At 63.7% G+C, this 25,202-nt stretch carries 25 protein-coding genes and 1 tRNA gene; 1 reads left to right on the top strand and 25 read right to left on the bottom strand.

The features are described from left to right. The coding region (locus tag ACTHNE_RS17785; protein WP_324942441.1) for an IS3 family transposase at window positions 1-100 on the top strand (100 nt) is incomplete at its 5' end. Window positions 101-337: 237 nt separating this feature from the next. Here the strand turns inward: ACTHNE_RS17785 and ACTHNE_RS17780 are convergent. The 25 genes from ACTHNE_RS17780 to cobD all read right to left on the bottom strand — a co-directional run. Further along, complete coding sequence (locus tag ACTHNE_RS17780; protein ID WP_440269937.1) at window positions 338-2,068, bottom strand: M12 family metallo-peptidase; 1,731 nt, start codon at window positions 2,066-2,068, stop codon at window positions 338-340. Between the two features lie 923 nt (window positions 2,069-2,991). After that, a tRNA-Lys gene (locus ACTHNE_RS17775) sits at window positions 2,992-3,067 on the bottom strand. Between the two features lie 68 nt (window positions 3,068-3,135). After that, window positions 3,136-3,816: a 7-cyano-7-deazaguanine synthase QueC gene (gene queC / locus ACTHNE_RS17770; RefSeq protein ID WP_324947602.1), complete on the bottom strand. Its 681-nt coding sequence runs from the start codon at window positions 3,814-3,816 to the stop codon at window positions 3,136-3,138. Between the two features lie 273 nt (window positions 3,817-4,089). Continuing rightward, window positions 4,090-4,782 carry a 7-carboxy-7-deazaguanine synthase QueE gene (gene queE / locus ACTHNE_RS17765; protein WP_440269936.1) on the bottom strand — a complete coding sequence of 231 codons (693 nt, stop codon included), beginning with the start codon at window positions 4,780-4,782 and terminating at the stop codon, window positions 4,090-4,092. Between the two features lie 8 nt (window positions 4,783-4,790). Next, complete coding sequence (ybgF, locus tag ACTHNE_RS17760; protein WP_440269935.1) at window positions 4,791-5,588, bottom strand: tol-pal system protein YbgF; 798 nt, start codon at window positions 5,586-5,588, stop codon at window positions 4,791-4,793. Window positions 5,589-5,629: 41 nt separating this feature from the next. Next, window positions 5,630-6,139 carry a peptidoglycan-associated lipoprotein Pal gene (pal, locus tag ACTHNE_RS17755; protein WP_440269934.1) on the bottom strand — a complete coding sequence of 170 codons (510 nt, stop codon included), beginning with the start codon at window positions 6,137-6,139 and terminating at the stop codon, window positions 5,630-5,632. 255 nt (window positions 6,140-6,394) lie between these two features. Next, a complete protein-coding gene (gene tolB / locus ACTHNE_RS17750; RefSeq protein WP_324947596.1) occupies window positions 6,395-7,714 on the bottom strand; it encodes a Tol-Pal system beta propeller repeat protein TolB in 1,320 nt (439 codons plus the stop codon). Window positions 7,715-7,722: 8 nt separating this feature from the next. Further along, window positions 7,723-8,658, bottom strand: a complete 936-nt coding sequence (locus ACTHNE_RS17745; RefSeq protein WP_440269933.1) for a cell envelope integrity protein TolA — start codon at window positions 8,656-8,658, stop codon at window positions 7,723-7,725. Window positions 8,659-8,913: 255 nt separating this feature from the next. Beyond that, window positions 8,914-9,366, bottom strand: coding sequence for a protein TolR (gene tolR / locus ACTHNE_RS17740; protein ID WP_324947593.1), 453 nt, complete (start codon window positions 9,364-9,366; stop codon window positions 8,914-8,916). Between the two features lie 278 nt (window positions 9,367-9,644). Beyond that, entirely contained in the window at window positions 9,645-10,331 is a 687-nt protein-coding gene (gene tolQ / locus ACTHNE_RS17735; RefSeq protein WP_324947591.1) for a protein TolQ, read from the bottom strand. 45 nt (window positions 10,332-10,376) lie between these two features. Continuing rightward, entirely contained in the window at window positions 10,377-10,793 is a 417-nt protein-coding gene (ybgC, locus tag ACTHNE_RS17730) for a tol-pal system-associated acyl-CoA thioesterase (RefSeq protein WP_324947589.1), read from the bottom strand. 178 nt (window positions 10,794-10,971) lie between these two features. Further along, window positions 10,972-12,015 (bottom strand): Holliday junction branch migration DNA helicase RuvB, encoded by a 1,044-nt coding sequence (ruvB, locus tag ACTHNE_RS17725; protein WP_324947587.1) that lies wholly within the window; start codon window positions 12,013-12,015, stop codon window positions 10,972-10,974. 132 nt (window positions 12,016-12,147) lie between these two features. After that, complete coding sequence (locus ACTHNE_RS17720; protein WP_440269932.1) at window positions 12,148-14,049, bottom strand: potassium transporter Kup; 1,902 nt, start codon at window positions 14,047-14,049, stop codon at window positions 12,148-12,150. Between the two features lie 3 nt (window positions 14,050-14,052). Continuing rightward, entirely contained in the window at window positions 14,053-14,649 is a 597-nt protein-coding gene (gene ruvA / locus ACTHNE_RS17715) for a Holliday junction branch migration protein RuvA (RefSeq protein WP_324947583.1), read from the bottom strand. Further along, on the bottom strand, window positions 14,646-15,167 hold the full coding sequence (ruvC, locus tag ACTHNE_RS17710; protein ID WP_324947581.1) for a crossover junction endodeoxyribonuclease RuvC: 522 nt from the start codon (window positions 15,165-15,167) through the stop codon (window positions 14,646-14,648). Before ruvC ends, ruvA begins: the two co-directional genes overlap by 4 nt. 11 nt (window positions 15,168-15,178) lie before the next feature. Beyond that, window positions 15,179-15,904, bottom strand: coding sequence for a YebC/PmpR family DNA-binding transcriptional regulator (locus ACTHNE_RS17705; protein ID WP_324947579.1), 726 nt, complete (start codon window positions 15,902-15,904; stop codon window positions 15,179-15,181). Between the two features lie 191 nt (window positions 15,905-16,095). Further along, window positions 16,096-16,746, bottom strand: a complete 651-nt coding sequence (locus ACTHNE_RS17700) for an esterase/lipase family protein (RefSeq protein ID WP_324947577.1) — start codon at window positions 16,744-16,746, stop codon at window positions 16,096-16,098. Between the two features lie 128 nt (window positions 16,747-16,874). After that, a complete protein-coding gene (gene aspS / locus ACTHNE_RS17695; RefSeq protein WP_324947575.1) occupies window positions 16,875-18,635 on the bottom strand; it encodes an aspartate--tRNA ligase in 1,761 nt (586 codons plus the stop codon). Between the two features lie 164 nt (window positions 18,636-18,799). Beyond that, window positions 18,800-19,099, bottom strand: coding sequence for an FmdB family zinc ribbon protein (locus ACTHNE_RS17690; RefSeq protein WP_324947573.1), 300 nt, complete (start codon window positions 19,097-19,099; stop codon window positions 18,800-18,802). Between the two features lie 72 nt (window positions 19,100-19,171). Further along, window positions 19,172-19,897: an adenosylcobinamide-GDP ribazoletransferase gene (locus ACTHNE_RS17685; RefSeq protein ID WP_440269938.1), complete on the bottom strand. Its 726-nt coding sequence runs from the start codon at window positions 19,895-19,897 to the stop codon at window positions 19,172-19,174. Then, complete coding sequence (locus tag ACTHNE_RS17680) at window positions 19,894-20,445, bottom strand: histidine phosphatase family protein (RefSeq protein WP_440269931.1); 552 nt, start codon at window positions 20,443-20,445, stop codon at window positions 19,894-19,896. The genes ACTHNE_RS17685 and ACTHNE_RS17680 overlap by 4 nt, the downstream gene beginning before the upstream one ends. Beyond that, window positions 20,442-21,488 (bottom strand): nicotinate-nucleotide--dimethylbenzimidazole phosphoribosyltransferase, encoded by a 1,047-nt coding sequence (cobT, locus tag ACTHNE_RS17675; protein ID WP_440269930.1) that lies wholly within the window; start codon window positions 21,486-21,488, stop codon window positions 20,442-20,444. Before cobT ends, ACTHNE_RS17680 begins: the two co-directional genes overlap by 4 nt. Continuing rightward, complete coding sequence (gene cobU, locus ACTHNE_RS17670; RefSeq protein ID WP_440269929.1) at window positions 21,485-22,006, bottom strand: bifunctional adenosylcobinamide kinase/adenosylcobinamide-phosphate guanylyltransferase; 522 nt, start codon at window positions 22,004-22,006, stop codon at window positions 21,485-21,487. Before cobU ends, cobT begins: the two co-directional genes overlap by 4 nt. 757 nt (window positions 22,007-22,763) lie before the next feature. Then, window positions 22,764-24,233 carry a cobyric acid synthase gene (locus ACTHNE_RS17665; RefSeq protein ID WP_440269928.1) on the bottom strand — a complete coding sequence of 490 codons (1,470 nt, stop codon included), beginning with the start codon at window positions 24,231-24,233 and terminating at the stop codon, window positions 22,764-22,766. Then, on the bottom strand, window positions 24,230-25,202 hold a 973-nt coding region (cobD, locus tag ACTHNE_RS17660), incomplete at its 5' end, for a threonine-phosphate decarboxylase CobD (protein WP_440269927.1). The genes cobD and ACTHNE_RS17665, both read right to left, overlap by 4 nt.

Genomic DNA, 25,202 nt, shown 5'->3' with positions numbered 1-25,202 from the left:
AGACATTACTGACTACATCGTCAACTTCTACAACGCCAACCGCCTTCACTCCACCCTCGGCTACCGCTCACCCAACGACTTCGAGCGCTGCCACACCTAGATTCCCCTATCGACGTGTCCGAAAACACTTGACCAGTACATATTCGCCCCTCACCTCAACCCTCTCTACAAAGCAAAGCCGGCTGCTGGGCCCAATGCCCACTTCCAAACCTTGCGCATGCGCCAGCTCCGTCCATGGCACCTGCATCATCACCGGCCAGCGCAACGCATACCCGTAGGCAGGGTGGGCATGCTGCGCATGGCTGGATGTATGTCGGTGTGCTGGTCACCCGTACGCTCATGGGCAGGTATGCTCACCTTGCAATACCCACACCGATGACACGCCGGGCCGCGCATTGGCGCCCACCCAGTGTTGCGCCCGATAAATCTTGCCCTCGTAGATCACCCGGTTGTTGCCCGCATAGGGACGTGCGGCATCCCACGGCACCGGCACGTTGCTGACCAATTCGAACGCATCGCTCTTGTCCGGTGATCGGCCGATGGTCTGCCAACTGGCTCGCCATATCACGCCGTTGTGCTGTACCTCATCGCCACGGTTGTACGCCGTGCTGCCATTCCAGGCCGGCTTGCTGACGGCTTCCGGATCAGTAGGCATGCAGTCATCGCCGCCACCGGGATGTGCGCTGACATCGACTTCCGCGCTCGCGCTGAGACCATCGCGATTGGTCACGATCAGACGGAAACGGAACGTGCTGTCCTGCCCCACGGCGGGCATCGCCGCCGTGGCGACCGCTGCCGTGCTGTTGGATAGATCCACGGCCGGCGCGCCCCCGGTCTGTACCCATTCGTAGCGCAGCGCACCGCCGTTGGGATTGGAAGAATGGCTGCCATCGAGCGTGACGGTTTGCGCTCCCGTTACGATTGTTGGCGTTGCGGTAGCCGAAGCAACCGGTGGCATCGGCGCGGGATCTGGATAGAACGCCGCCACGACGGGCGCCCGCTCCCGCCACACGCGAGCGTTGTCATTGAGGTCTGCCAAGCCAATGGGCACACCGTTATACGTGCGGGACGGATCGGACCAGTAATTGATCCGGCCGCAGGCGACTCCTGAACAGCTGTAGGCCATGATGGTGCGCCAGCGCGGCGTCACGGCGCGTTGCTGATAGCCAAAGCCATATGGATATCCGCCCGAGCTGCCGTTGTTATCCGGATCGTGACGGGTACCCAGGTTGTGGCCGATTTCGTGCGCGAACGTATAGTTGCCGGTGGCGCAATGCCAACCGACCACAGCATAGGCGGTAGCTTTGGTCGCATTGACGTACGCCTTGCCGCAAGAGTCAGTTATCAGCATTACCACCACATCGGCACGATGTTCGTCGCGTAGTCGCATCGTCGGTGCGCCAACCTCCGGGTCGTTGATGTTCCTTAACTTGGCGAGGAGCTCGCTCGACGTCATGCCAGCGGGCGAAACGTAAGCCAGCGGATAAACGCCATCGCTCTCCAATCGCACGGGAAGATCGCTGTTGGCGAAACTCCGGTTGGCTTCTGCAAAAGCCGCTGCAGCAAGCGCTCGAAACGCGTTCTCGTCGCCTATGCTATCGAGCGCATTGCGGGTAGCTACCACCAGCACGCGGATGGTGCTGATCGCATCGGGCGAGCGTGTTGCTGTCGGCGGATGCCCGGCCGTTTCTTCGGTCATTCCGCCCGTTTCAGTATCGTCGCCTTCAGACAGCTTGTGCTCATCGACTTTCACGACGGCATGCTCGCCCTGGCTGAGCGGCATGATCTTGTAAAGCTGCCCCGCCACGCGCACCGAGCCGGTGATGCTACCGCGCAGGGCTGCCAGGGTGACGCCGTTGCTTTCGTCGAACGGCACCTCCTTCTCAGAGCTCCTTCGTGCGCGGGGTCCGCCCGTTTGAATTTCCCCTTCCCACACGGCGACGCCATCAGCGTCGATATGGAACCTTACTTTGTGTGCAATGACGACGCGCCCGTCGCCCAGATCGATGCGAACCGCGTCGGCGCGATCCGACAACAGCTCCGCACGGGCATGCGCCAGGTGCAGCATTCCAAACGCCGGCACATGCAGAATGGCCTGCAGCGCAGGATCGTGCCTCTGCCGCATCTGCTGCATGGAGACCGTAGGTTCGATGGTGAGCAGGTTGTCTTCGGCTGCCGATGCAAGCGACGGTATCACCCAGCATGCAAAAGCCCACGCCAGCAGCAGGCCGATGTATCGGCAGCTATGTCGGTTGGACGCATCGGCAACCATGGTGTCTCCTTCCACATGGATGACTGGCTATCACGCAACGGCGCCCATGCGCGATCGGCCATGCGCGTTATCAACGGTGAACTGTCGCGTCGTTGTATCGCTGGATAATTAAGCGTGCAGGCGCCGTGTAGCGCGCAGCATCGGGATGGGAATGCCCGAACTATGCTACGGCCAGTGGAAGCCGCTCTGTACTTGGCCAGTGAATCGGCGGCGCGCCTTCGCACATTCCACCGTGCCGTGCGCGACCTCCAGAGGCGCCATCGGCGCCTACCCCCTCGCCCATCAGGAACGCAACCTTTGCAGCTTTGCCACCGTATCTCATATGCACGACGAGTTTCTCCATGAAAAAGATGCGTGGAAGAACCGACACATCCACAGGTCGCAACTGTTCGGTGAAGCAAACGCGGTAATGCCGTAAAAGTAGTATCAATCGCTCGGTGAAAGAAATGTGTTCAAGCTCCTCGCATGCGTGCTCCGTTGCACGCATTGCGACGCAGCGCACAGCAACCGGTGAAAATGGACCCTTCGCATCCTTTGCAAAACGGAGACAGGTTCCTGCAGTGTTATCGGCGCAAGCGGTGCACTGCGCGACGCATATCTCTAAAGTTAGCCCGGTCCGTCACACAACCCAGCGTCTCGGGAAGGCATGTTGGGTTACGCTGCGCTGATCCAGCCTACAAAAAAACCCGCAAGGCTTACGCGCGTTGCGGGTTCGAAGATGGTGGGCCGTGACAGATTCGAACTGTCGACCAACGGATTAAAAGTCCGCTGCTCTACCGACTGAGCTAACGGCCCGGAAAGTAAGCAGACAATTTTAGGGTCTGCGCGCCTGCGGCACAAGCCGAGGCTGGCATCGGGCGCGCTCAGGCGTAGCGGGTGGGGTCTGGCAGGCCGGCTTCGCGGAAGCCCTGCGCACGCAGGCGACAGGCGTCGCAACGGCCGCAGGCGCGGCCTTCGGCATCGGCCTGGTAGCAGCTGACGGTGGCGGAGAAATCCACGCCGAGGCGATGGCCTTCGCGGGCAATGTCGGCCTTGCTCATGGCCATCAAGGGCGCGTGGATGCGGATGCCCGCACCTTCCACGCCGGCCTTGGTGGCCACGTTGGCGAGGCGTTCGAAGGCCTCGATGAAGGCCGGACGGCAGTCGGGATATCCCGAGTAATCCACCGCGTTGACGCCGCACCAGATATCGGTGGAACCGAGCACTTCGGCCCAGCCTAGCGCCACGGACAACATGATTGTGTTGCGCGCGGGAACATAGGTGACGGGAATGCCGTCGCTGCCCTGCTCCGGCACGTCAATGTCCGCGGTGAGCGCGGAGCCGCCGATGCTGCGCAGATCCACGTGCACGGTCTTGTGTTCGAGGGCGCCGAGCGTGTGCGCGACACGCGCCGCGGCATCCAGCTCGGAGCTGTGACGCTGGCCGTAGGCGACGCTCAATGCGTGCACTTCGTAGCCTTGTTCGCGGGCGATGGCGATGGTGACGGCCGAGTCCATGCCGCCGGAAACGAGGATGACGGCCTTGCGGGTGGTGGAAGCTGACATGATGTATTCCAAGTGCAGAAGTACGGCCGGTCACCGGCCGGGAACGCTTGCCGGCAACACAGGCCGGGGCGTAGATTTTTTATTTCTCCAGCTAGCCGAAAAACCTCAATATCGTCATTCCGGCGAACGCCGGAATCCAGTCAAATACACCGTGCGAAGCACACAAAACCTATTTATGTCGTGTGCTACGCACTCGTTTTTTACTGGATTCCGGCGTTCGCCGGAATGACGGTGAGGCAAGCGCAGGCATTCCGCAGTCTGGAGAACACGCGCTCAATGCCCTGGCGCATCATTCCACAGCAGCTTGTGCAGCTGCAGTTGAAAGCGCACCGGCAGTTTGTCTTCGATGATCCATTCGGCCAGGGCGCGCGGTTCGATCGCGCCATGCACCGGCGAGAACAGCACCATGCAGCGGCGATCGATGCCATGCTCGGCCACCACACTGCGCGCCCACTCGTAGTCGGCGCGGCTGGCGATTACGATCTTCACCTGGTCGTGCGGCAACAGATGATCGAGGTTGGACCAGAGATTGCGCGCGCTTTCGCCGGAATCGGGCGCTTTCAGATCCATCACCTTGCGCACGCGCGGATCGACCTCGGCCACGTCCAGCGCGCCGGAGGTTTCCAGCGAGACTTCGTAGCCGGCATCGCACAATTTACGCAGCAGGATCAGGCAGCGTTTTTGCGCCAGCGGTTCGCCGCCGGTCACACACACATGGTGGGAGCCGTGCGTGGCGACTTCGGCAAGGACGTCGTCGATGTCGCGCCAGTTACCGCCGTAAAAGGAATACTCGGTATCGCACCACACGCAGCGCAACGGGCAGCCGGTAAGGCGCACGAATACGGTGCGCCAGCCGATCGCGTCGGCTTCGCCCTGGATGGAATGGAAGATTTCGGTGATGCGCAGGCGCTCGGCCGTCGATGGCGTCGACGTGGCCGTTTCCACGTTTGCCGATGGGCCGCTCACCGGTTTCCTCAACGCGCCGATGAGAGCCGGCGCAGACGTTCCTGGGCCAGCTTAGCCGCGTTGGAATTGGGGTATTTGCTTACCACCGACTTCAGCGTGGCGATGCCCGCGTCGGTCTGCTTCATTTCCAATTGGCTGTAGCCGAGCTTGAGCGTGGCGTCCGCCGCCTTGTCGCTCTGCGGATACTGGTTCAACAGATGCTTGAAAGCCTCCACCGCAACTTGATAGTTGGTGGTGGCGTAGTACGACTCGCCCAGCCAGTAGAACGCATTCGGCGTGAGCGTATCGTTGGGGTATTTCTGGATGAATTCGCGAAAGCCGCGCGACGAAGCGACGTAGTCACCGGCACGCAAGGACTTGAATGCGGCGTTGTACGCGTTGAGCGCTGCACTTTTTTGCGCGGGCGATTCGGCCGGCGCCGATGGCGGCGCGGAAGCGGCTGCAGGCGCTGCACTGGCAGGTGCGGAGGCGCTGGCTGCCGGGGCCTGGGCCGTGCTTGCCGATGCCGCCGGCGCGGCGCTGGCCTGCTTTTCCAGACGTCCGACGCGGCTGTCCAGGTCGGTGTATTGCGCCTTGTTCTGTTCCTGCAACTGCTGGACTTGATGCTGCAGCTCTTCGATCTGGCCCTGCATCTGCTGCATCGTCGATTGCATCTGCTGCAGCTGATTGAGCTGGTTGAGCTTGCTCTGATCCTGGTTCTGCTGTTGCTGCTCCAACCGTGCGACACGATCGGCCAGGCTCATCGGCGAGCTCTGGGCATGCACGGGCGCCACAAACAGCATGGCGGACGCCAAGGCGCCCGCCATGCTGAGATTGGCTGTAAAACGATGAGCCAATCGAAACACCATTATGTCGCCGTGTAGACGATCTCGACGCGGCGGTTCTTGCTCCAGCAATCCTCATTGTGCTCGCGGCACACGGGCTTTTCCTTGCCGTAGCTGATCACGCTGATCTGGCTGGCGGAACCGCCATTGGCCTGCAGCGCGCTGGACACGGCGTTGGCACGACGCTCGCCCAGGCCCAGGTTGTATTCACGCGTACCGCGCTCGTCGGCGTTGCCTTCCAGGCGCATGCGCGAGGTCGGCACGTCCTGCAGGAACTTGGCATGGCACTGCATGATCTGCTGGAACTCCGGCTTCACTTCGTCCTTGTCGAAGTCGAAGTACACCACGCGCTGCTTCAGGCAGGCGTCGGTATCGAGGTCGGCAGCGGTGTACTTGCCGGCGCCGGTCTGGGCCGGAGCGGTCGTTGTTTCCTGCTGCTGCGGAGCCTGCGGCTTGGTTTCCTGCTTCTTGGTACAAGCGGCCGCACCGACACAGAGCAGGGCGACCAGGGCAATACGGACGGTCTTATTCATGGTGACGTTCCTTCAAACGGGTTTGGTTTCCGACAGTCAATGACGATTGCGGTTACGGGACAGTCATCGCCGGTGGGCCGGCTGTTGTTTTGTTTTTTCTTGCTTCTACAAACTACGGCCACGCATTGTACTGCAGAGGCCAGTAAAACAGGCATGGCAAAACGCCATGCCCGTTGTGGCCGGAACACTCCTCATGCTCCGGGCCCCTCCTCGGGTTATCCGCTCGCGCGCCGTAAGGTTCGCGAACGGATGGAATTACTGCTTGCGATAGGGTCCCCAGGCCGGCTCGCGAACGTTGCCATCGGCCAGCGCCAGGCGCTGCCTTACCAGGCCATCGTTCGAAACGGCGTAAAGCACGTCTCTGGCTCCATCGGCGGCGGCGTAAATCAGCATGCTGGCGTTCGGTGCGAAGCTAGGCGATTCGTCAATCGGACCGGGCGAGATGTAACGCACCTGCCCACCGAGGCTCTGGTCCACGATGGCGATACGATACACGTTCCCGTTGGCCTGCACCATGGCAATCTGCTTGCTGTCGTAGCTGATCGCCGCATCCAGGTTCTGCTGGCCCTGGAAGCTGATGCGCTCGGGCGTGCCGCCGCTGGCGGCAATGCGGTAGATCTGCGGGCGGCCGGAGCGGTCGGAGGTGAAGTAGATGCTCTGTCCATCCGGCGACCAGACCGGCTCGGTATTGATCGCCAGGCTGCGGGTAAGGCGGGTTTCCTGGCGGCTGGCCAGATCCATCACGTAGATTTCCGGGTTGCCGGTATAGGAGAGCGACAGCGCCAGCTTGGTGCCGTCCGGCGACCAGGCCGGGGCGCTGTTGATGCCCTTGGCGCGGCCGGAAATCAGCTGGCGCGAACCGGTGGTGATGTTCTGGATGTAGACCGCCGAATTGCCGCTTTCGAACGACACGTAGGCAATGCGCGTGCCATCGGGCGACCACTTGGGCGACAACAGCGCCTCATGCGAGCGCGCCACCACCTGCGGGTTGTAGCCATCCGAATCGGCCACGATCAGCGAATAGTTGGCGTTGTTGCCGCTGCCGACCATGGTGATATAGGCGATGCGCGTCCAGAACGCGCCACGCACTCCGGTGATCTTCTCGTAGATCTTGTCGGCGATCTGGTGCGCCACGCTGCGCAGGTCGCTGGTGGAGGCCGGGGGCATGGCCTCGCCCAGCAGGCGCTGCTGGCGGTTGGCGTCCCACAGCTCGTATTCCACCGTCACCATGCCGTTGCCGGCATCCTTGATGCGGCCGATCACGATGTAGTCCTGCTTGAGCAGGCGCCAGGTAGCGAACTTGATGTCGGAGCCCTGGCTGGGCTGCTCGACGATCTCGCTCACCGCCAGCGAGCGGAATTTGCCGCAACGGTTGAGGTCGTTGCGGATCACGTCGGCCACATCGGTGGGCAGCGGCGCGCCCTGCTGGGCGAACGGCACCACCGCCACCGGCGTGGCCGATTTCACCCCGCCGACGATCTGCACGTTCAACGACTGCGCCGCGGCGGGGCCCGCGACCAGGCCTGCTACGAACAGCAGGATAAGGGTAAATAGCGATCGGGATGATCTGCGCATGGGCTTGCTCACTGCGGAATGAAGGTGAAATCGATGTCGCGGTGGAACACGCTTTCGAAGCCCTTGTAGGGCAGCGGCTGCGCGCGCAGCACGGCATCCTCGACGGATTTCTTGCCGGCTGCGTCGTAAGGACAATTGGGCGACGCCTTCGCGCTCAGCACATTGCCACCGGGGATCTGCACGATGTGGACCACGCATGGAGCGTTGGGCATGTTATCCGGCCTGATCCAATTCTGCGTGACGGCGTTCTGAACTGCCGCCAGATATTGCGAAAGCAGCGTGCTGTTGGAATTGTTGCCGGTCTGGCGCTGGTCCGCGTTGGGCAGGTTTTCCAGGCCATTGGCCTGCGCGTTCTTGATATCCGCAAGCTGGCGCTGAGCCTGCTTGACCCTGGTCTCCGCGTTCTTGGTCTGCGACGAGGCGGCGTCGAGCTGCTTGAACAGCTGGTCCACCTTCTCCTGCTCGGCTTTCTTTTTGGCCGCCTGGGCGTCCAATTCGGCCTGGCGCTGACGCTGCTTTTCTTCCTGTTCCTTCTTGGCGTTCTCGGCCTTCTGCAGGCCTTCCTGCACCACGCGCTCCTGGTCGACCACGTCCGGATGCTCCGGCGGCGGCGGCAATTGGCTGACCTTGGGTTGTTCGATCGGCGGTGGCGGAGGCGGCGGCACTGAGGGCGGCGGCGGCACGGTATTGGGCACCGGCTTGACCTTCTCCGACTTCGGCGGCGGCGCGGCGGTGTTGCCCAGCAGCGTGGCCTCGATCACCGGACCGCTGAGCTGCAGCGGCGGCGGCGTGCAGGTGATGGGATTGGGCAGATGCAGCGTGGTAAGGAATTTTTCGTACGACGTGCAGGGCAGCATCGCCAAAAACAGGAAGGCGACGATACCTAGATGGAGCACGGCCGATAACACGACCGCGAGCGGTGTGCCCTTAGAGTCTTCTTTCATGCGCCGAGCACCCCGCGCCGGGAGCTGTTTGCGCGCAAGACAAGGAGGAGCGAGGGCGCGTATGTCGATACGCAACCGAGCGAGGACGCAGGATTGCGGGCAAACAGACCCGGCCCTTCGGGTTGCGCCTGCGCGGTCGGCATACGGCAGCGCGCGGCTTGACCTGACGGCCAGTCAGGCGCTGCGCCACGCACTACTACCTGGCGACCGCTCAGGCGCAACGCGGGGCGCTTGGCGCATGAAAGCAGACTCTGGTTACGGTCTTCCATTTGCATTCGGCTTGCCCGACTCCGGCGCGCTCATCAAACCGACCTTGGCCACGCCCGCCTGCTGCAGCAGGGCCAGCACCTTGTACACGCCGTCGTACTTGCCGTCGCGATCGCCCGCGACCAGCACGCTCACGTCCGGGTTCTGCTTGACGAACGCGCCGACCTTCACCTTCAGCGCATCGGCGTCGATCGGTTCCTTCTTGCTGGTGCCCAGGGTGAGATACATCTGGCCTTGCGTGTCGACCGAAACGATCACCGGTTCCTTCTTGTCCTGCAGCGACTTGGCATTGGCCTGCGGCAGGTTGACGTCGACGTTCGCGTTGAGCATGGGCGCGGTGACCATGAAGATGATCAAGAGCACCAGCATCACGTCGATATAGGGCACGACGTTGATTTCGGATTTGAGTTTCAGACGCTTGTGGCGCGCGGAGCTCAGCATGGTCGCGGCCCTCAGAGCCTGATTAGGGTTTCGGCGTAGCCCGCGTTGTCACGGTGCGTTCGCCAGGTGATAGTGCGTGGCGCAGCGCTTGCCTGGCTGGCAAGCCAAGCCGCGCGCTGTCGCATGGCGGACGCACCGTGGCAACCCTTCGGGCCGGAGCTGTTTGCTCGCCGGGCTGCGTCCTCTCTCAGTTGTGTATCGACATACACGCCTTCGTTCCTCCTTGCCCGACAAGCAAACAGTTCCGGCGCGGGCCACGCCGAAACCCTAATCAGGCTCTAATGGTTTTCGTCGATCTGGATCTGGCGCTGCAGTACGGAGGAGAACTCTTCCTGGAACACTTCGTAGCGCGAGGCGACGCGTTCGACCCGGTTGGCGTAACGGTTGTAAGCCCATACCGCGGGAATGGCCGCGAACAGTCCCATGGCGGTGGCGATCAGCGCTTCGGAGATGTGCGGCGCGACCACGGCGATGGTGACGTCCTTCATTTCGCCCAGGCCCTGGAACGCGCCCATGATGCCCCACACCGTGCCGAACAGGCCCACGTACGGGCTGATCGAGCCGACGTTGGCGAGGAATTCCAGGTTGCGCTCGAGCAAGCCGATTTCCTTGGTGCCGGCCACGCGCATCGCGCGCTCGGAACCTTCGATCACCGTGCGCACGTCGGTGCTGCGGCGCTGGCGCTGGCGCACGAATTCGCGAAAGCCCGATTCGAAGATGTTTTCCATGCCGCCGTTGTTGCCGCCGTTGTTGCTCACTTCGCGGAACAGCTGCGCCAGGTCGGCGCCGGACCAGAAGCGCTCCTCGAAGGATTCGGCGTTGGCCATCGCGGCTTTGAGCTGCGCGTACTTGCGGATGATGATCACCCAGGACAGGAAGGAGAACACCAGCAACGCCAGCATCACCAGCTTCACTGGCCAGCTTGCGTCCGCAACGATCTCGAAAACGTTCAATCCACCGTTCATGGCTTGGGGGTTCTCCACCACATGGGTATGTCGTAATTACTTGAATCAGGCCGGGACGCGATCGATCCGGCCGATGATGTCATCCGGAATCCGCGCGGGCTGCATCCGTGTCAGGTCCACGCATGCCGCACGAACCTGCGCCTGAACCAGCAAGGCACCGTCCGCACGGCTGATCGTTTGGGCGAAAAGAATACTGGCTGAACGTCGATCTTTGACTTCCACCGTAACTGTCAGTTCATCGTCCAGCAGGGCGGGCTTGAGGAAATCGAGCTCCATCCGGTGCACGAGAAAGGCCAGACCGGTCGCCTGCTTGAATGCCATCTGATCCACGCCCAGGGCGCGCAGCCATTCGGTGCGGGCGCGTTCGAGGAAGCGCAGGTAGCTGGCGTGATAGACCACACCGCCGGCGTCGGTGTCTTCCCAGTAGACGCGTACGGGCCAGGTGAAAGGGGTTGCAACCATCGGCGTCCGATCTCAGTGATGCACTAGTTTGGCTCCCTCCCCTACGTGCAGTAGGGAAGGGTTGGGGTGGGGTGAAGCCCACAACCTTGCGCTGTATTTGCGCTGTTGGGCAAGCTCGGACAACCCCATCCCAGCCCTCCCCTGCCCGCAGGGGAGGGAGCGGTTCATGGCACGCAAGTTACACATCGCCACCACCAAACAGATCGCTAGGCTGCGGTTGCCGCGGCGGCGGCGTGAGGCCAAGGTGACGCCAGGCCTTGGCGCTGGCCATGCGACCGCGGGCCGTGCGAACAAGAAAACCTTGCTGGATCAGATACGGCTCGACCACGTCTTCGAGCGTGCCGCGGTCTTCGCTGAGCGCCGCGGCCAGCGATTCGACCCCGACCGGGCCGCCGTCGAAGTTCTCGATGATGATATTGAGCAGCCGGCGATCCAGTTCGTCGAAACCTTCTGCGTCGACCTTGAGCATGTCCATCGCCGCGTTCGCCGCCTCGCGCGTGATGTGCCCGTTGGCACGCACCTCGGCGTAATCGCGCACGCGGCGCAGCAGGCGGTTGGCGATACGCGGCGTGCCGCGCGAACGACGTGCGATTTCCTGTGCGCCGTCGAGCTCGCAACCGATGCCCAGGATGCGCGCCGAGCGGCGCACGATCGCGGTGAGCTCGTCCGGCGAATAGAACTCCAGTCGCTGCACGATGCCGAAGCGATCGCGCAAGGGCGCCGTCAGAAGACCTGCACGGGTGGTCGCGCCGATCAGCGTGAACGGCGGCAGATCCAGCTTGATCGAACGGGCGGCGGGGCCTTCGCCGATCATGATGTCGATCTGGAAATCTTCCATCGCCGGATAGAGCACTTCCTCCACCACCGGCGAAAGACGATGGATCTCGTCGACGAACAGCACGTCGTTCTTTTCGAGATTGGTAAGCAGTGCCGCCAGATCGCCCGCGCGCTCCAGCACCGGGCCGGAAGTGGAGCGGATGTTCACGCCCAGTTCGTTGGCGATCACATGGCTCAGGGTGGTCTTGCCCAGGCCCGGCGGGCCGAAGATCAGCACGTGGTCGAGCGCACCGCCGCGTTTCTTCGCCGCTTCGATATAGATCGACAGCTGCTCACGCACCGCCTGCTGGCCGAGGTACTCGTTGAGCCGCTTCGGGCGGATCGACGCCTCCAGCGCTTCGTCGTCGAGCTGGGCGGCAGCGGTGATGATGCGGTGTTCGGACATTCGGCGATTATGGAACCAGTCGCGGGCGAAAAGGAGTGCGGCGAGGCGTAGGTTGGGGTGCAAACCCCAACTTCACCATGCGTACGTGCACCTCGATGTTGGGGTTTGCACCCCAACCTACGATTGCTTCCGTCAAATCTCCACCTGCGTTCCAAGCTCGATCAACCGATTGCCCGGAATCTGGAAAAACGCCGTCGCCGGCAGCGCATTGCGCGACATGAAGGCGAACAGGCGGTCGCGCCATAGCGCCATGCCGGGGCGGCGCTTGTCGGCGACGATGTTCTCGCGCGACAGGAAGAAGGTGGTATCCATCAGGTCGAACGGCAGGCCGGCCTTGGCGCATTTGGACAGGGCGAGCGGAATGTTCGGATCCTCGGCAAAGCCGAAGCGCACTTCCAGGCCGTAGAAATCACTGCCCAGCGGCGTGAGATGAATGCGTTCCTCGCGATCGGCGAATGGCGTTTCCAGCACGTCCACCGTCAGCATCACGTTGCGCTCGTGCAGCACCTTGTTGTGCTTGAGGTTGTGCAGCAGCGCGTGCGGCACGGCGTTCTGGTTGGCGGTGAGGAACACGGCGGTGCCAGGCACGCGCAGCGGCGGGTGCTCGGTGATGTTGTCGATGAAGGGCGACAGCGCCAGGCCGCCCTGCTTGATCTCGCGCACCACCAGCTCGCGGCCGCGGCGCCAGGTGGTCATCACCACGAACACGGCCAGGCCCAGCACCAGCGGGAACCAACCGCCGTACTCCACCTTGATCAGGTTGGCGGTGAAGAAGGAAATATCGATGGTCAACAGCACCGCGCCCACCACCAGCAAGGTCGGCACGCGCCAGCGCCATTGGTGGCGCGCCACGAACAGCGCCAGCACGGTGGTGATGGCCATGGTGCCGGTCACCGCGATGCCGTAGGCCGCGCTCAGGTTCTCCGAACTGCGGAAGCCGAACACCGCCAGCAGCACCATCACCAGCAGGAAGGCATTGATCCACGGCACGAAGATCTGGCCGGACATCTCGCGCGAGGTATGCACCACTGGCATGCGCATCGAATAGCCCAGCGACATCGCCTCGCGCGTCATCGAGAATGCGCCGGAGATCACCGCCTGCGAGGCGATCACGGTGGCCACCGTGGCCAGCGCGATCATCGGGTACAGCAACATCGAGGGCACCGCCTTGAAGAACGGATTGTCGATCGCTTCCGGATGCTTGAGCAGCAACGCACCCTGGCCGAAATAATTGAGCACCAGCGCGGGCAGCACGAAGTTGAACCAGGCCATGCGGATCGGCCGCTTGCCGAAATGCCCCATGTCCGCGTATAGCGCCTCGGTACCGGTCACCGCCAGCACCACGCTGCCCAGCGCGATGTAGGCCTGCAGGCCGTGCGAGATGAAGAAACGCACGCCGTAATACGGGTTGAGCGCGTACAGCACGTGCGGGTCGGTCAGGATCATGCGCGCGCCCAGCAGGCCGATCACAATGAACCAGACCACCATCACCGGGCCGAACAATCGGCCCACGCGCTCAGTGCCGTGGCGCTGCAAGGCGAACAGGAAGAACAAAATGACCGCCGTGACCGGCACCACCCAATGCGCCAGGCCGGGCGCGGCCACCTTCACGCCTTCCACCGCTGACAGCACTGAAATGGCGGGTGTGATCACGCCGTCGCCGTAGAACAGCGACGCGCCGAAGATGCCGATGATCGCCAACAGCCACCGCAATTTGGGCTGCCCGCCCACACCGCGCAGGGTCAGCGCCATCAACGCCATGATGCCGCCCTCGCCCTTGTTGTCGGCGCGCATGATGAACATCACGTACTTCAGTGACACCACGATGATCAACGCCCAGAAGATCAGCGACAGCACCCCGTAGATGCTTTCGGGCGTGGGATGCATGCCGTCGTGGCTGAGCGCGGTCTGCAAGGTGTACAGCGGGCTGGTACCGATGTCGCCGTAGACCACGCCGATGGCGCCCAGCGCCAGCGCGGCCAGTCGTTTCTTGCTATCGGCCTCGGTCACACTTTGGTGGATGTTGTGGCCCACGGTTCAACTCCCTAATGCGGCGCGCAGCGCCTTGCGAATGATGGTTTCGGCGCTGTCGCCGGCTTCGGCGACCTTCTGCACCAACCGCGTCACCTCCGCCGGCTTGTAGCCGAGCTGCTGCAAGGCCACGGTCGCCTCGGCCGCCGGATCGGCGGGCGTGCCCGGCGCGGCGGACAGGCCGGGCATGCTGGCGCCGAGCCCATCCACGCGATCACGCAGTTCCACCACGATGCGTTCGGCCGTCTTCTTGCCGATGCCGGGAATCTTGGTGAGCGCCACCACGTCGCCGGCCTGCACCAGCCGCGCGAAATCCTGGGTGGAGACGCCCGACAGCACCGCCAGCGCCGTCTTCGCGCCGATGCCGCTGACTTTCAGCAGGTTGCGGAACGACGCGCGTTCGGACTCATGCAGAAAACCGTACAGCGCCACGCTGTCTTCCTTCACCGCGTAATGGGTGAGCAGCGTCACTTCCTTGCCGGTCTGCGGCAGGTCGTAGATGGTGGACATGGGCGCTTCCAGTTCGTAGCCCACGCCGCCCACTTCCACCAGCAGCCACGGCGGCTGCTTGGAAATGAGGATGCCTCTGAGTCGGCCGATCATCGGCGACGCCTCCATGCCATGCGCGGAATGCCCACGCGTTCGAGACTGGAACGGGTATGCGCGTGCGCGACGGCAATCGCCAGCGCGTCGGCCGCGTCCGCCTGGATCGGGCCCTTGAGCCCCAGCAATACACCGATCATGTGCTGCACCTGGGTCTTGTCGCTGCGGCCGCCGCCGACCACCGCCTTCTTCACTTCGGTGGCGGCGTATTCGTGCACCACGATGCCGCGGTTGACCACCGCGCAGATCGCCGCGCCACGCGCCTGGCCGAGCTTCAGCGCCGAATCGGGATTGCGTGCCATGAATACGCGCTCGATGCTGCATTCGACCGGGCGATGGATGGCGATGATCTCGTTCACGCCTTCAAAGATGCGCTTGAGGCGCAGCGGAAAATCCTCTTCGCCGGCCACCACCAACGCGGCATGGAACACATGCGACAGCTTGCCCGCCGCATCGACATCCACGATGCCGATGCCGGTGCGCTGGCTGCCTGGGTCGATGCCGATGATGCGGATCATTGAAACGCCGATTACTCGGCCGGCAGCAGCGCGTTGTGATAGACCTCGCTGACGTCGTCGAGGCCGTCGAGTTTTTCGAGCAGGTCGGTCAGCGTTTCCAGCACCTCGCCGGACACCGCGGTGCGGTTGTTCGGGCGCATCACCACGCCGGCGTGCTGGGCGTCCAGGCCGGCTTCGAGCAGCTTCTGCTGCACCGCTTCGAAGTTTTCCGGCGCGCACAGCACGGTGCTCTCCCCGTGCTCGCTGATCACGTCGTCGGCGCCAGCGTCGAGTGCGGCTTCCAGGATCTTTTCTTCCTTCGCCTCGTCGCCACCGGTGGGAAACACCAGCTCGCCGCAGCGCGTGAACTGGAACGACACCGAACCGCTGGTGCCCAGGTTGCCGCCGTGCTTGGTGAGCGCGTGGCGCACGTCGGCCACGGTGCGGGTGGGGTTGTCGGTGAAGCATTCGATGATCAGCGCGGTGCCGCCCGGGCCGTAGCCTTCGTAGCGCAGTTCTTCCATCTTGGCGCCGCCGTCGGCGCCGGAGCCGCGCTTGATCGCGCGCTCGATGGTGTCCTTGGACATGTTGGCGGTCAGCGCCTTGTCCACCGCCGTACGCAGGCGTGGGTTGAGCGCGGGGTCGGGCACGCCGGCTCGCGTGGCAACGGTGATTTCGCGGATCAGCTTGGTGAACACCTTGGCGCGCTTGGCGTCTTCGGCGTTCTTGCGACCTTCGATGGACGGGCCTCTACCCATGGGGATACCTGGCTTGGGTCTGAAAGTGGAAAGCGGAGGATTTTACTGCATTGCGCCATCGCACTTCCTGCCGATCTTCCTTCTCCCCTGCGGGGAGAAGGTGGCCCGCAGGGTCGGATGAGGGGCCAATCTTGCTTGGAACTCGCTTTCTCTAGCGGATTTCTTAGTGAATGTCTCGCAAGAATGGCCCCTCACCCCAGCCCTCTCCCCGGCGGGGAGAGGGGGCCAAAGCTTCCTTCGCGCAAGAACGAAGCCGTCAACCGCGCCACCTCGGCCGAAAACAGCAGCCCGGTGTGGCTGGTTTCCACCACGCAGTGGCCGGCCAGGCCGGGCACGATGGTTTCCTCCACCGCGACCGTGCCGTCGTGCTCGCCGGTGATGGGGCTCAACATGGCGCCCAGGCCGATCGGCATGCAGCCGGCGATCACGCCGACTTCGCGCGGACCTTTCCAGGCTTCCAGCCCCAGTTCCAGCAGTTCGCGGTTGTGCCCCAGCAGCACTTCGCCGCCGCGCCACAGGCGGGCGAAGGCGCGCGCGGCGGCGCTGCCCTTCAAGGGCGAACCGAGGCAGACGATGCGGCCGGGCGGCAGATCATCCGCGGCCAGGCAGGCGCGCAAGGCCAGCAGGCCGCCCAGGCTATGGCCGACCAGATGTACCGGGCCGGGCGCGTAATCGAGCATGCTCGCGTGCAGACGTGCCAGCACGTGCTCCTGCTTCGCCGCCACGCTCATGTAGTCGAAGCGATGGACACGAAAACCCTCTTCCATCAGGCGGCGATGCAGCATGCCCAGCGCGAAGCCGCGCATCCATAGGCCGTGCAGGAGGATGACGTGTTCGGTCATGCAGAGGTAATCACGCGGCAATCCACAAGAAGGCCGTCATTCCCGCGCAAGCGGGAATCCATGTTGCCTTTGGGCTCAGAGCGAAAATGGATTCCCGCTTGCGCGGAAATGACGGACCTAATCTACCCTTATTCCGAGGCCCGCACTGCGACATGCAGCTCTTTGAGCTGCACTTCGCTCACCATCGACGGCGCGTCCGTCATCAGATCCTGCGCGCTGGTGGTCTTGGGGAAGGCGATCACATCGCGGATCGATTCAGTACCCGCCATCAGCGCGGCGACGCGATCAATGCCGAAGGCGATGCCGCCGTGCGGCGGCGCGCCGAACTTCAGCGCCTTGAGCAGGAAGCCGAACTTCATTTCCGCTTCTTCCGCGCCGATGCCGAGCAGCTCGAACACCGCACTCTGCATGTCCGGGCGATGGATACGGATCGAGCCGCCGCCGATCTCGTTGCCGTTGAGCACCATGTCGTAGCCGCGGCTCACCGCGTTGGCGGCGTTGGCGCGCAGCTCGGCGATGTCATCCACCTTCGGCGCGGTGAACGGGTGATGCAGGGCGACGAAGCGCTTTTCTTCTTCGTCGTATTCGAACATGGGGAAGTCGGTGACCCACAGCGGCTTCCAGCTGTTTTCCACCATGCCGCGATCCTTGGCAGCCTTGAGGCGCAGCGCGCCCATGAAGTCGGTGACGGTTTTCCACTTGCCGGCGCCCACGAACACCATGTCGCCCGACTGCGCATGGGTGGCCTTCAGCACGGCATCCAGCGCGGCATCATCGAGGAATTTCGCCACCGGCGAATTCACGCCTTCGCGACCCTTGGCGAGGTCTTCCACCTTGATCCAGGCGAGCCCCTTCGCGCCGTACTTGGCGACGTATTCAGTGAGCTGGTCGATCTCCTTGCGGCTCAACGTGGCGCCGCCCGGCAAGCGCAGCGCGGCGACGCGGCCGGCCGGATCGTTGGCCGGCTCGGCGAACACCTTGAATTCCACCTGCTTGAGCGCGTCGGCCACGTCGACCAGTTCCAGCGCGATGCGCAGGTCCGGCTTGTCCGAACCATAGCGGCGCATGGCTTCGTCCCAGGTCATGCGCGGGAACGAGGCGGCCAGTTCCACGCCGACCACTTCCTTGAAGATGTGGCGGATCATCGCCTCGACGAAATCCTGTACATCCTTCTCTTCGACGAAGGCGAATTCCATGTCGAGCTGGGTGAATTCCGGCTGGCGGTCGGCGCGCAGGTCTTCATCGCGGAAGCAGCGGGCGATCTGATAGTAGCGATCGAAGCCGGCCATCATCAGGATCTGCTTGAACAGCTGCGGCGACTGCGGCAGCGCGTAGAACTGGCCAGCATGCACGCGGCTGGGTACCAGGTAATCGCGCGCGCCTTCGGGCGTGGCCTTGGTCAGGATCGGCGTTTCGATGTCCTGGAAGCCACGTGCATCCAGATAGCGGCGCAGCGCCTGCACCAGCTTGATGCGCGTGCGCATCATGGTCTGCATCTCGGGCCGGCGCAGGTCGAGGTAGCGGTAGGTCATCCGCATGTCCTCGTTGGGGTTCTCGTGGAGCGCGAAAGGCAGATCCTTCGCGGCGTTGAGAATCTCCACCTTTTCGGCCAGCAGCTCGACCGTGCCGGTCTTGAGCTTGTCGTTGGCCGACAGGCGCTTGCGGATGCTGCCGGTGACGCGCACGCAATACTCGTAACCCAACTCGCCAGCCACGGCGAAGGCACCGGCATTCTCGCGCTCGATCACCACCTGGGCGATGCCCTCATGGTCGCGCAGATCGACAAAGGCGACGTGGCTCTGCAGGCGAAGGGTATTGACCCAGCCACACAGCGTGACGGTCTGGCCGATCAGCGACTCATTGATGAGGCCGCAGTAATGCGTGCGCATGCGCTTGATGCTCCGGGCCGCCGGGGCGGCGAATTTGGCGTGGAAAAGGCCTGGAATCTTAGCATTGCCCACGCCATTGCGCCGTGCGGCAGGTAGGTTGGGGTGCAAACCCCAACATCGCCGTGTGTATCGAAGTTGGGGTTTGCACCCCAACCTACGCGGTTCTATTCGGAGGTCGATGCAGGCGCAGGGGCCGGCGCCGGTGCGGGTGATGGGCTGGCACTCTTCTCCGCCGGTGCGCTGGCAGCGCCATCGCCGGCAATGTTGCGCTTCTTGTCTCCGTCCTTCTTGAAGTCGGTTTCATACCAGCCGCCGCCCGCCAGGCGAAATTGCGGCGCGCTGATCTGCCGCTGCACCTGCGCGGCATTGCACTGGGGACAGCTGGACGGATCCGGGTCGGAAAGTTTCTGCAGGCGGTCGAAGCGATGGCCGCAGGCGTTGCATTGGAATTCGTAGATAGGCATAGAGAAAGGCTCCGCAGACTCCATCGGATGGCCGCGGGTGATTATCGGGACGGAAAGGATGATTTCAACGCCTCAGCGTAAAGCCAAACCTACCAGCACCGCCACTTCCACCATCTCGGCCAGCGCGCCGGCGGTGTCGCCGGTGCAGCCGCCCAGGCGGGTCATGCAGGCCCGCCGCCACAGGCCGAACACGGCCGCCGCCAGCACCAGCGCCAGCAGCCCCCGCCCGCCGAACGGCAGGCACGCCGCGGCGCTGGCCAGCAAGGCGATCACGCACGCCTGGCGCGGCGCCTCCACCAGCGCCGCACCCAATCCGCCACTGCGCACATATGGGGTAGTGAGAAACAGGGCGGCAAGACTGGCGCGCGACAACAAGGGCGCCAGCAACAACGCTACCCACGGCGCAGGCCCCAGGCCGGACAGCGCGGAAAACTTCAACAGCAGCACCAGCACCAGCGCCACCACGCCGGCGGGTCCGCTGCGCGGATCCTTCATGATCGCCAGCGTTTTTTCGCGATCGCCCAGGCCGCCGATCCAGGCATCGGCGCTGTCGGCCAGCCCATCCAGATGCAGGGCGCCGGTGATGGCCACCCACGCCGCCACCAGCAGGCCGGCAGACAGCAAGGCCGAAGCGTCACGCAGCACCCACGCCAGCACGCCGAGCAAAAAACCAATCAGCGCGCCGACCAGCGGATACCAGGCCAGCGACGCCGCCTTCGCGCGCGCATCGTCGTACGCGTAGCCCGGCACCGGCAGGCGCGTAAGAAAACCGATGGCGACCAGCAGCGCGCGCATCACGCGCTTACGGCCGCCGGCCACGGCAAGGGATGCAGCGACGCATGCGGCACCTCGATGCCGGCCATGTCGCCATAGCTGCGCTGCTCCGCCCGGCAACGCAGCAGCCGAATCGCGCCGCCGTGCGTGACCACCAGCACGCGCCGCCCTGCCTCCTGCGCGGCGATGTCATCGAGCGCCGAGCACAAGCGCGCGCTAAATGCTTCGAAGGTTTCGGCACCCGGCGGCGGATGATTCACCGGATCGGCCCAGAAGCGCGCCAGCACATCACCCTGCTCCTCGGCGATGCGCTCGATCGGCACGCCCTGCCACGCGCCGAAGTGGTACTCGGCCAGTCGTGCATCGATGCGCAGCGGCACGCCGCGCGCTTGCGACAACTCGCGTGCAAACGCCGCGCAGCGTTGCAGCGAAGACGACACGATGCTGTCCCAGGTTCGCCCTTCCACCGCAGCACGCAGCTGCGACCAGCCCAGTTCGCTCAGCGCATCATCGAGCTGCCCGCGATAACTGCGCTGCCCGGTGTCGCCATGACGCAACAGTTCGATGCTCATGCGGTGGAGACGCCGGCTTGTTCGAACGTCGCCATGCCGTTGTGCAGGGCGCAGGCCAGGCGCAACAAAGGCACCGCGGTGGCGGCGCCGCTCGCTTCGCCCAGGCGCAAGCCCAGATCGACCAGTGGTTCGGCGTTCAAGGCCATCAGCAGACGCGCATGGCCGTGTTCCTTCGAGCGATGCGAAAACAGCAGCCATGGACGCACGTCCGGTTGGATCGATGCCGCCGTGAGCGCCGCAGCCGTGGAAATAAAACCATCGACCAGCACCGGCAAACCTGCCTGCGCCGCCGCGACATACGCACCGACCAGTGCAGCGAGTTCGAAGCCGCCCAGGCAACGCAATTGTTCGATCGCCGTTTTTGCCGTGGCGTGCTGCGCCAGCGCGCGCTCCAGCACGCTCACCTTGTGCTGGATGCCGGCGGCGTTGAGCCCGGTACCGGCGCCGGCGAGGCTCGATGGCGGCTCATCGAGCAGGACGCTCGCCAGCGCGGCGGCGGCGGTGGTGTTGGCGATGCCCATTTCGCCGCCGATAAACAACTGCGCCTCGGACGCGAGCGCGGCACGCACGCTTTCCGCGCCGACGGTGAGCGCCGCATCCAACTGCGCTTCGGTCATCGCCGGGCCATGGCAGAAGTTGGCGGTGGACGGCGCGATGATCGCGCGACGCACGCCGGGGATATCGCCCGGATCGTTCACCGTCCCCAGGTTGACCACATCCAACTTCGCATCCAGGCTGCGCGCCAGCGCGCTGATCGCCGCGCCGCCGGTGGCGAAGTTGCGCACCATTTCGCCAGTGACCACTTGCGGAAAGGCCGATACGCCCTCCTCCGCCACACCGTGGTCGGCGGCGAACACGCTGATCCACACGCGATCCACCGCAGGCTTCGGCGTGCGCTGCAAGGAAGCGAGCTGGATCGCCACCGCCTCCAAGGTGCCGAGCGACCCCGGTGGCTTGGTCAATTGCAATTGATGCGCGCGCGCCGCTTCGGCCTGCTCGGCATCCGGCTGCGCACAGGGCGCACAAAGCCAGTCCAGACTCATGGGAGTGTTCCTTTGAGGACAAGAGGTAAGCCAGCGGCGACAAATACGACGCGCTCGCTGAGTGCCGCGACAGCTTGATGCAAACGCCCGGCCTCATCCACGAAGCGGCGCGTCAACTCGCCCATAGGCACGATGCCAAGGCCGACTTCGTTGCTGACCAGCAGCACGTCGCCGGGAAGACCCGGCAACACGTTCAACAATCGATCGCGCTCGCGCTCGAAACCCTGCATGTCGGCATCGCCAAGCAGATTGCTGAGCCATAGCGTAAGGCAATCGACCAGGATGCAGCGATCGTCGCGTGCGTGTTCGCGCAGCACGTCGGCCAGGTGCAGCGGCTCTTCCACGCACAACCACTGCCGCGGCCGGCGCGCACGATGGTGGGCGATGCGCGCGGCCATTTCCGCATCGCCGGCCTGCGCGGTGGCGATATAGACCACCTCCCGACTGCTGTCGAGGGCGAGCCGCTCCGCCAATGCGCTTTTGCCCGAGCGGGCGCCGCCGAGAATCAGGCTACGCATACGCTGGCTTCCGTAGGTTGGGGTGCAAACCCCAACATGGCTGTGTCGATCAGAGTCCCATTGTTGGGGTTCGCACCCTGACGTATCCCCGCGTCTTTGTAGTTTGAGAAGGTGATTCTGCGAAGGAAGTTAGCCCCGCGTGGGGGTGGAAGATTGCCTGCGGCGCTTTCGATCGCCGTAGGCGACCGAGTCACTTTTCTTTGCTGGCCCAAAGAAAAGTAACCAAAAGAAACGGCCTGAAGAGCTCGCGGCGCTACACAGATTACAAGCCTGAAAGCTTGAGGTGAGGCGATGACAGTTGGCCAGCTCAATTCCATGCTGTCGCGATACCGCGAGGCGCCCAAACGCTGAGGACTTAAAGCGAGCCCGCCAAACGTCGAGGCCTGCTTTAAGCCCTCAGCGCCTCGACGCCGCGCGGAATAGCCGGGACGTATAACCTGGGGTGACCAACTTTCCGTATTGATGGAAACGTTCTGGCTTGTATCCCTCCTATGCCATGAGCCTTTTAGGCCATTTCTTTTGGTTACTTTTCTTGACTCCGGGCATCCTGCCCTTCGCCCTTCGGGCCAGCTTCGCTGTTCGCCCGCGTTCCTGACGCAGGCGTGGGACAGCAAAGAAAAGTGACTCGGGCCCTTTAGGGACCGAAAGCGCCGCAGGCAATGGTCCACGTCCACGCGCAGTTCCGTTTCTCCAGCAACTTGCAGGGATACATCGGGGTGCAAACCCCAACCTACGTCCGTGCTTCGATTGAACTGCCTCACACGATTGCCCTCATCGATAACCATCGCTCCAACCACTGCGTGTTCAAATGTGTTTCCACAGCATCCGCCAATCGCTCAATACTGCTTTCCCGCAATAGACGTACGTCAACGGTAGCGGCATCTTGCAAACCTGCCCAACCCAGCATGGCGACAAGCGCCTGTGGGTCGTCGAACAAGCCATGCAGATAGCTGCCCATCACCTGGCCACTCACCGAAATGGCACCATCGCTGCGCCCATCGTCGAGCCGGGCGAATGCATTCTCCAACGCCGCGCCGCGGCTGACGCCGCAATGGATTTCATATCCCTGCACACTGGCATCGGCGAATGCCAGGCGGCCTTTTGCACGATGCAGCTGCTTGTACGGTTCGAGCGTGGTTTCCATATCCAGCCAACCCAATCCTTCGCTGGAACCCGGCGCGCCCTCGATACCTTGCGGATCGTGCACGACGCGTCCAAGCATCTGCAAACCGCCACAAATACCCAGCACCTTTCCGCCATAGCGCAGATGCCGTTCGATCGCGCGATCCCAGCCCTGCGCGCGCAACCATGCAAGATCCGCCCGGGTGGATTTGGAACCGGGCAGGATGATCAGGTCGCAAGCCGGTGGCGCCTCGCCAGGACCGACGATATGCAGGTCGACTTCGGGATGCGCGCGCAGTGCATCGAAATCGGTGTGATTGCTGATGCGCGGCAAAGCCGGCACTGCCACGCGCAACGCTGCGTGTGGAGCATCTGCACGCTCGCGCGGCAGCGCATCTTCGGCTTCCAGATGCAGACCATGTAGATAAGGCAACACGCCCAGCACCGGCTTGCCGGTTTCGCGTTCCAGCCAATCCAGCCCCGGTTGCAGCAATGCGATATCGCCACGGAAGCGATTGATCACGAAGCCGGCGACGCGCGCGCGTTCGCTTGGCGACAGCAATGCCAGCGTACCGACCAGATGCGCGAACACACCGCCGCGGTCGATGTCCGCCACCAGGATCACCGGGCAATCCACCGCCTCGGCATACCCCATGTTGGCGATATCGCGATCGCGCAGATTGATCTCGGCCGGACTGCCCGCGCCTTCGACAATGACCGCGTCATAGCGTTCCACCAGGCGCCGATGCGAGGCCATCACCGCCTCGAACGCCCGGCGCTTGTAGTGGTGATAATCCCGAGCATCCATATTGGCGACCGGATGACCGTGCACGATCACCTGCGCGCCCACGTCGCTGTTCGGCTTGAGCAGGATCGGATTGAAATCGATCTGCGGTTCCAGCCCGCACGCTTGTGCCTGCACCGCCTGCGCCCGGCCGATCTCGCCGCCGTCGGCGGTCACGGCGGAATTCAACGCCATATTCTGCGGCTTGAACGGCGCCACGCGCAGGCCGCGTCGATACGCCCACCGGCACAAGGCCGTCACCAGCGTGCTCTTGCCGGCATCGGAGGTGCAGCCTTGCACCATCAGCACGCGCGCGCTCATGGTGCGACCTCGCGCAAGGCTTGGTCCAGGCGTGCGAAGGCCGCATCGTCCGGCGGCAGGCCGAAGCGCAGGCTTGCCGGCGTTTCGAACAGGCGCGTGAGTATCCCGCGCTGCGCCAGCGCCCGATGAACGCGCGGCGCATCGTCGCGCCGGCACCATTGGAACAATCCGCAGCCCGCCGTGGGCTGCCACCCGTGTGCGCAGAGCAACGCCGCCAAGCGCTCGCTGGCTTGCAATAGACGCGTGCGCGCTCGCATCTGCCACGCCCGATCAGCCAGAGCACGCTGCAGCACATGACGCGATGGTCCACTCAACGTCCACGGACCGAGCTGGTCGCGCAATGCATGTAAGAGATCGGACGACGCACAGACAAAACCAGCGCGCGCACCCGCCAACCCGAAAAACTTGCCGACCGAGCGCAGCACGATCAATCCCTCGCAATCGGCATAACGGCACAGGCTGTGCTGCGGCGTGACATCCATAAAGGCCTCGTCCACGACCAGCCAACCACCACGCTTGGCAAGTTCGCCGTGCGCATGCAGCAGCGCGTCCAGATCGAATCGTTCGCCGCCGGGATTGTTGGGATGGATCAGCACCAGCACATCCCACGCTGAAAGATCGGCAAGCAGTGCATCGACCGCCGCGCCCGTCACCTGGTGGCCTGCGCGTTGCCACGCTTGCGCATGCTCCGCGTAGCCTGGCGCAATCACGCCCACGCGCGAGGGTAGCCTAAGCGCAGGCAACGCCTGAATCGCAGCTTGCGAACCGGCCACCGGCAGGACGCAGGAGGCTTCGTAATACGCACACGCCGCCTCGATCAATCCATCGTCCTCTTCGGGCAGTCGTTGCCACGCCGATGCAGGGATATCCGGCACCGGCCAACCGAACGGGCTGATGCCGGTGGAGAGATCCAGCCAGTGCTCCATCGCAATACCGTATTCATGCGCTGCACGCCGCAGGCGACCACCA

The organism is Dyella sp. (genome assembly GCF_051954575.1).
GTDB lineage: Bacteria > Pseudomonadota > Gammaproteobacteria > Xanthomonadales > Rhodanobacteraceae > Dyella_B.
The sequence above is the reverse complement of the archived record's forward strand: the minus strand, read 5'-3'. Positions and strand labels throughout refer to the sequence as shown.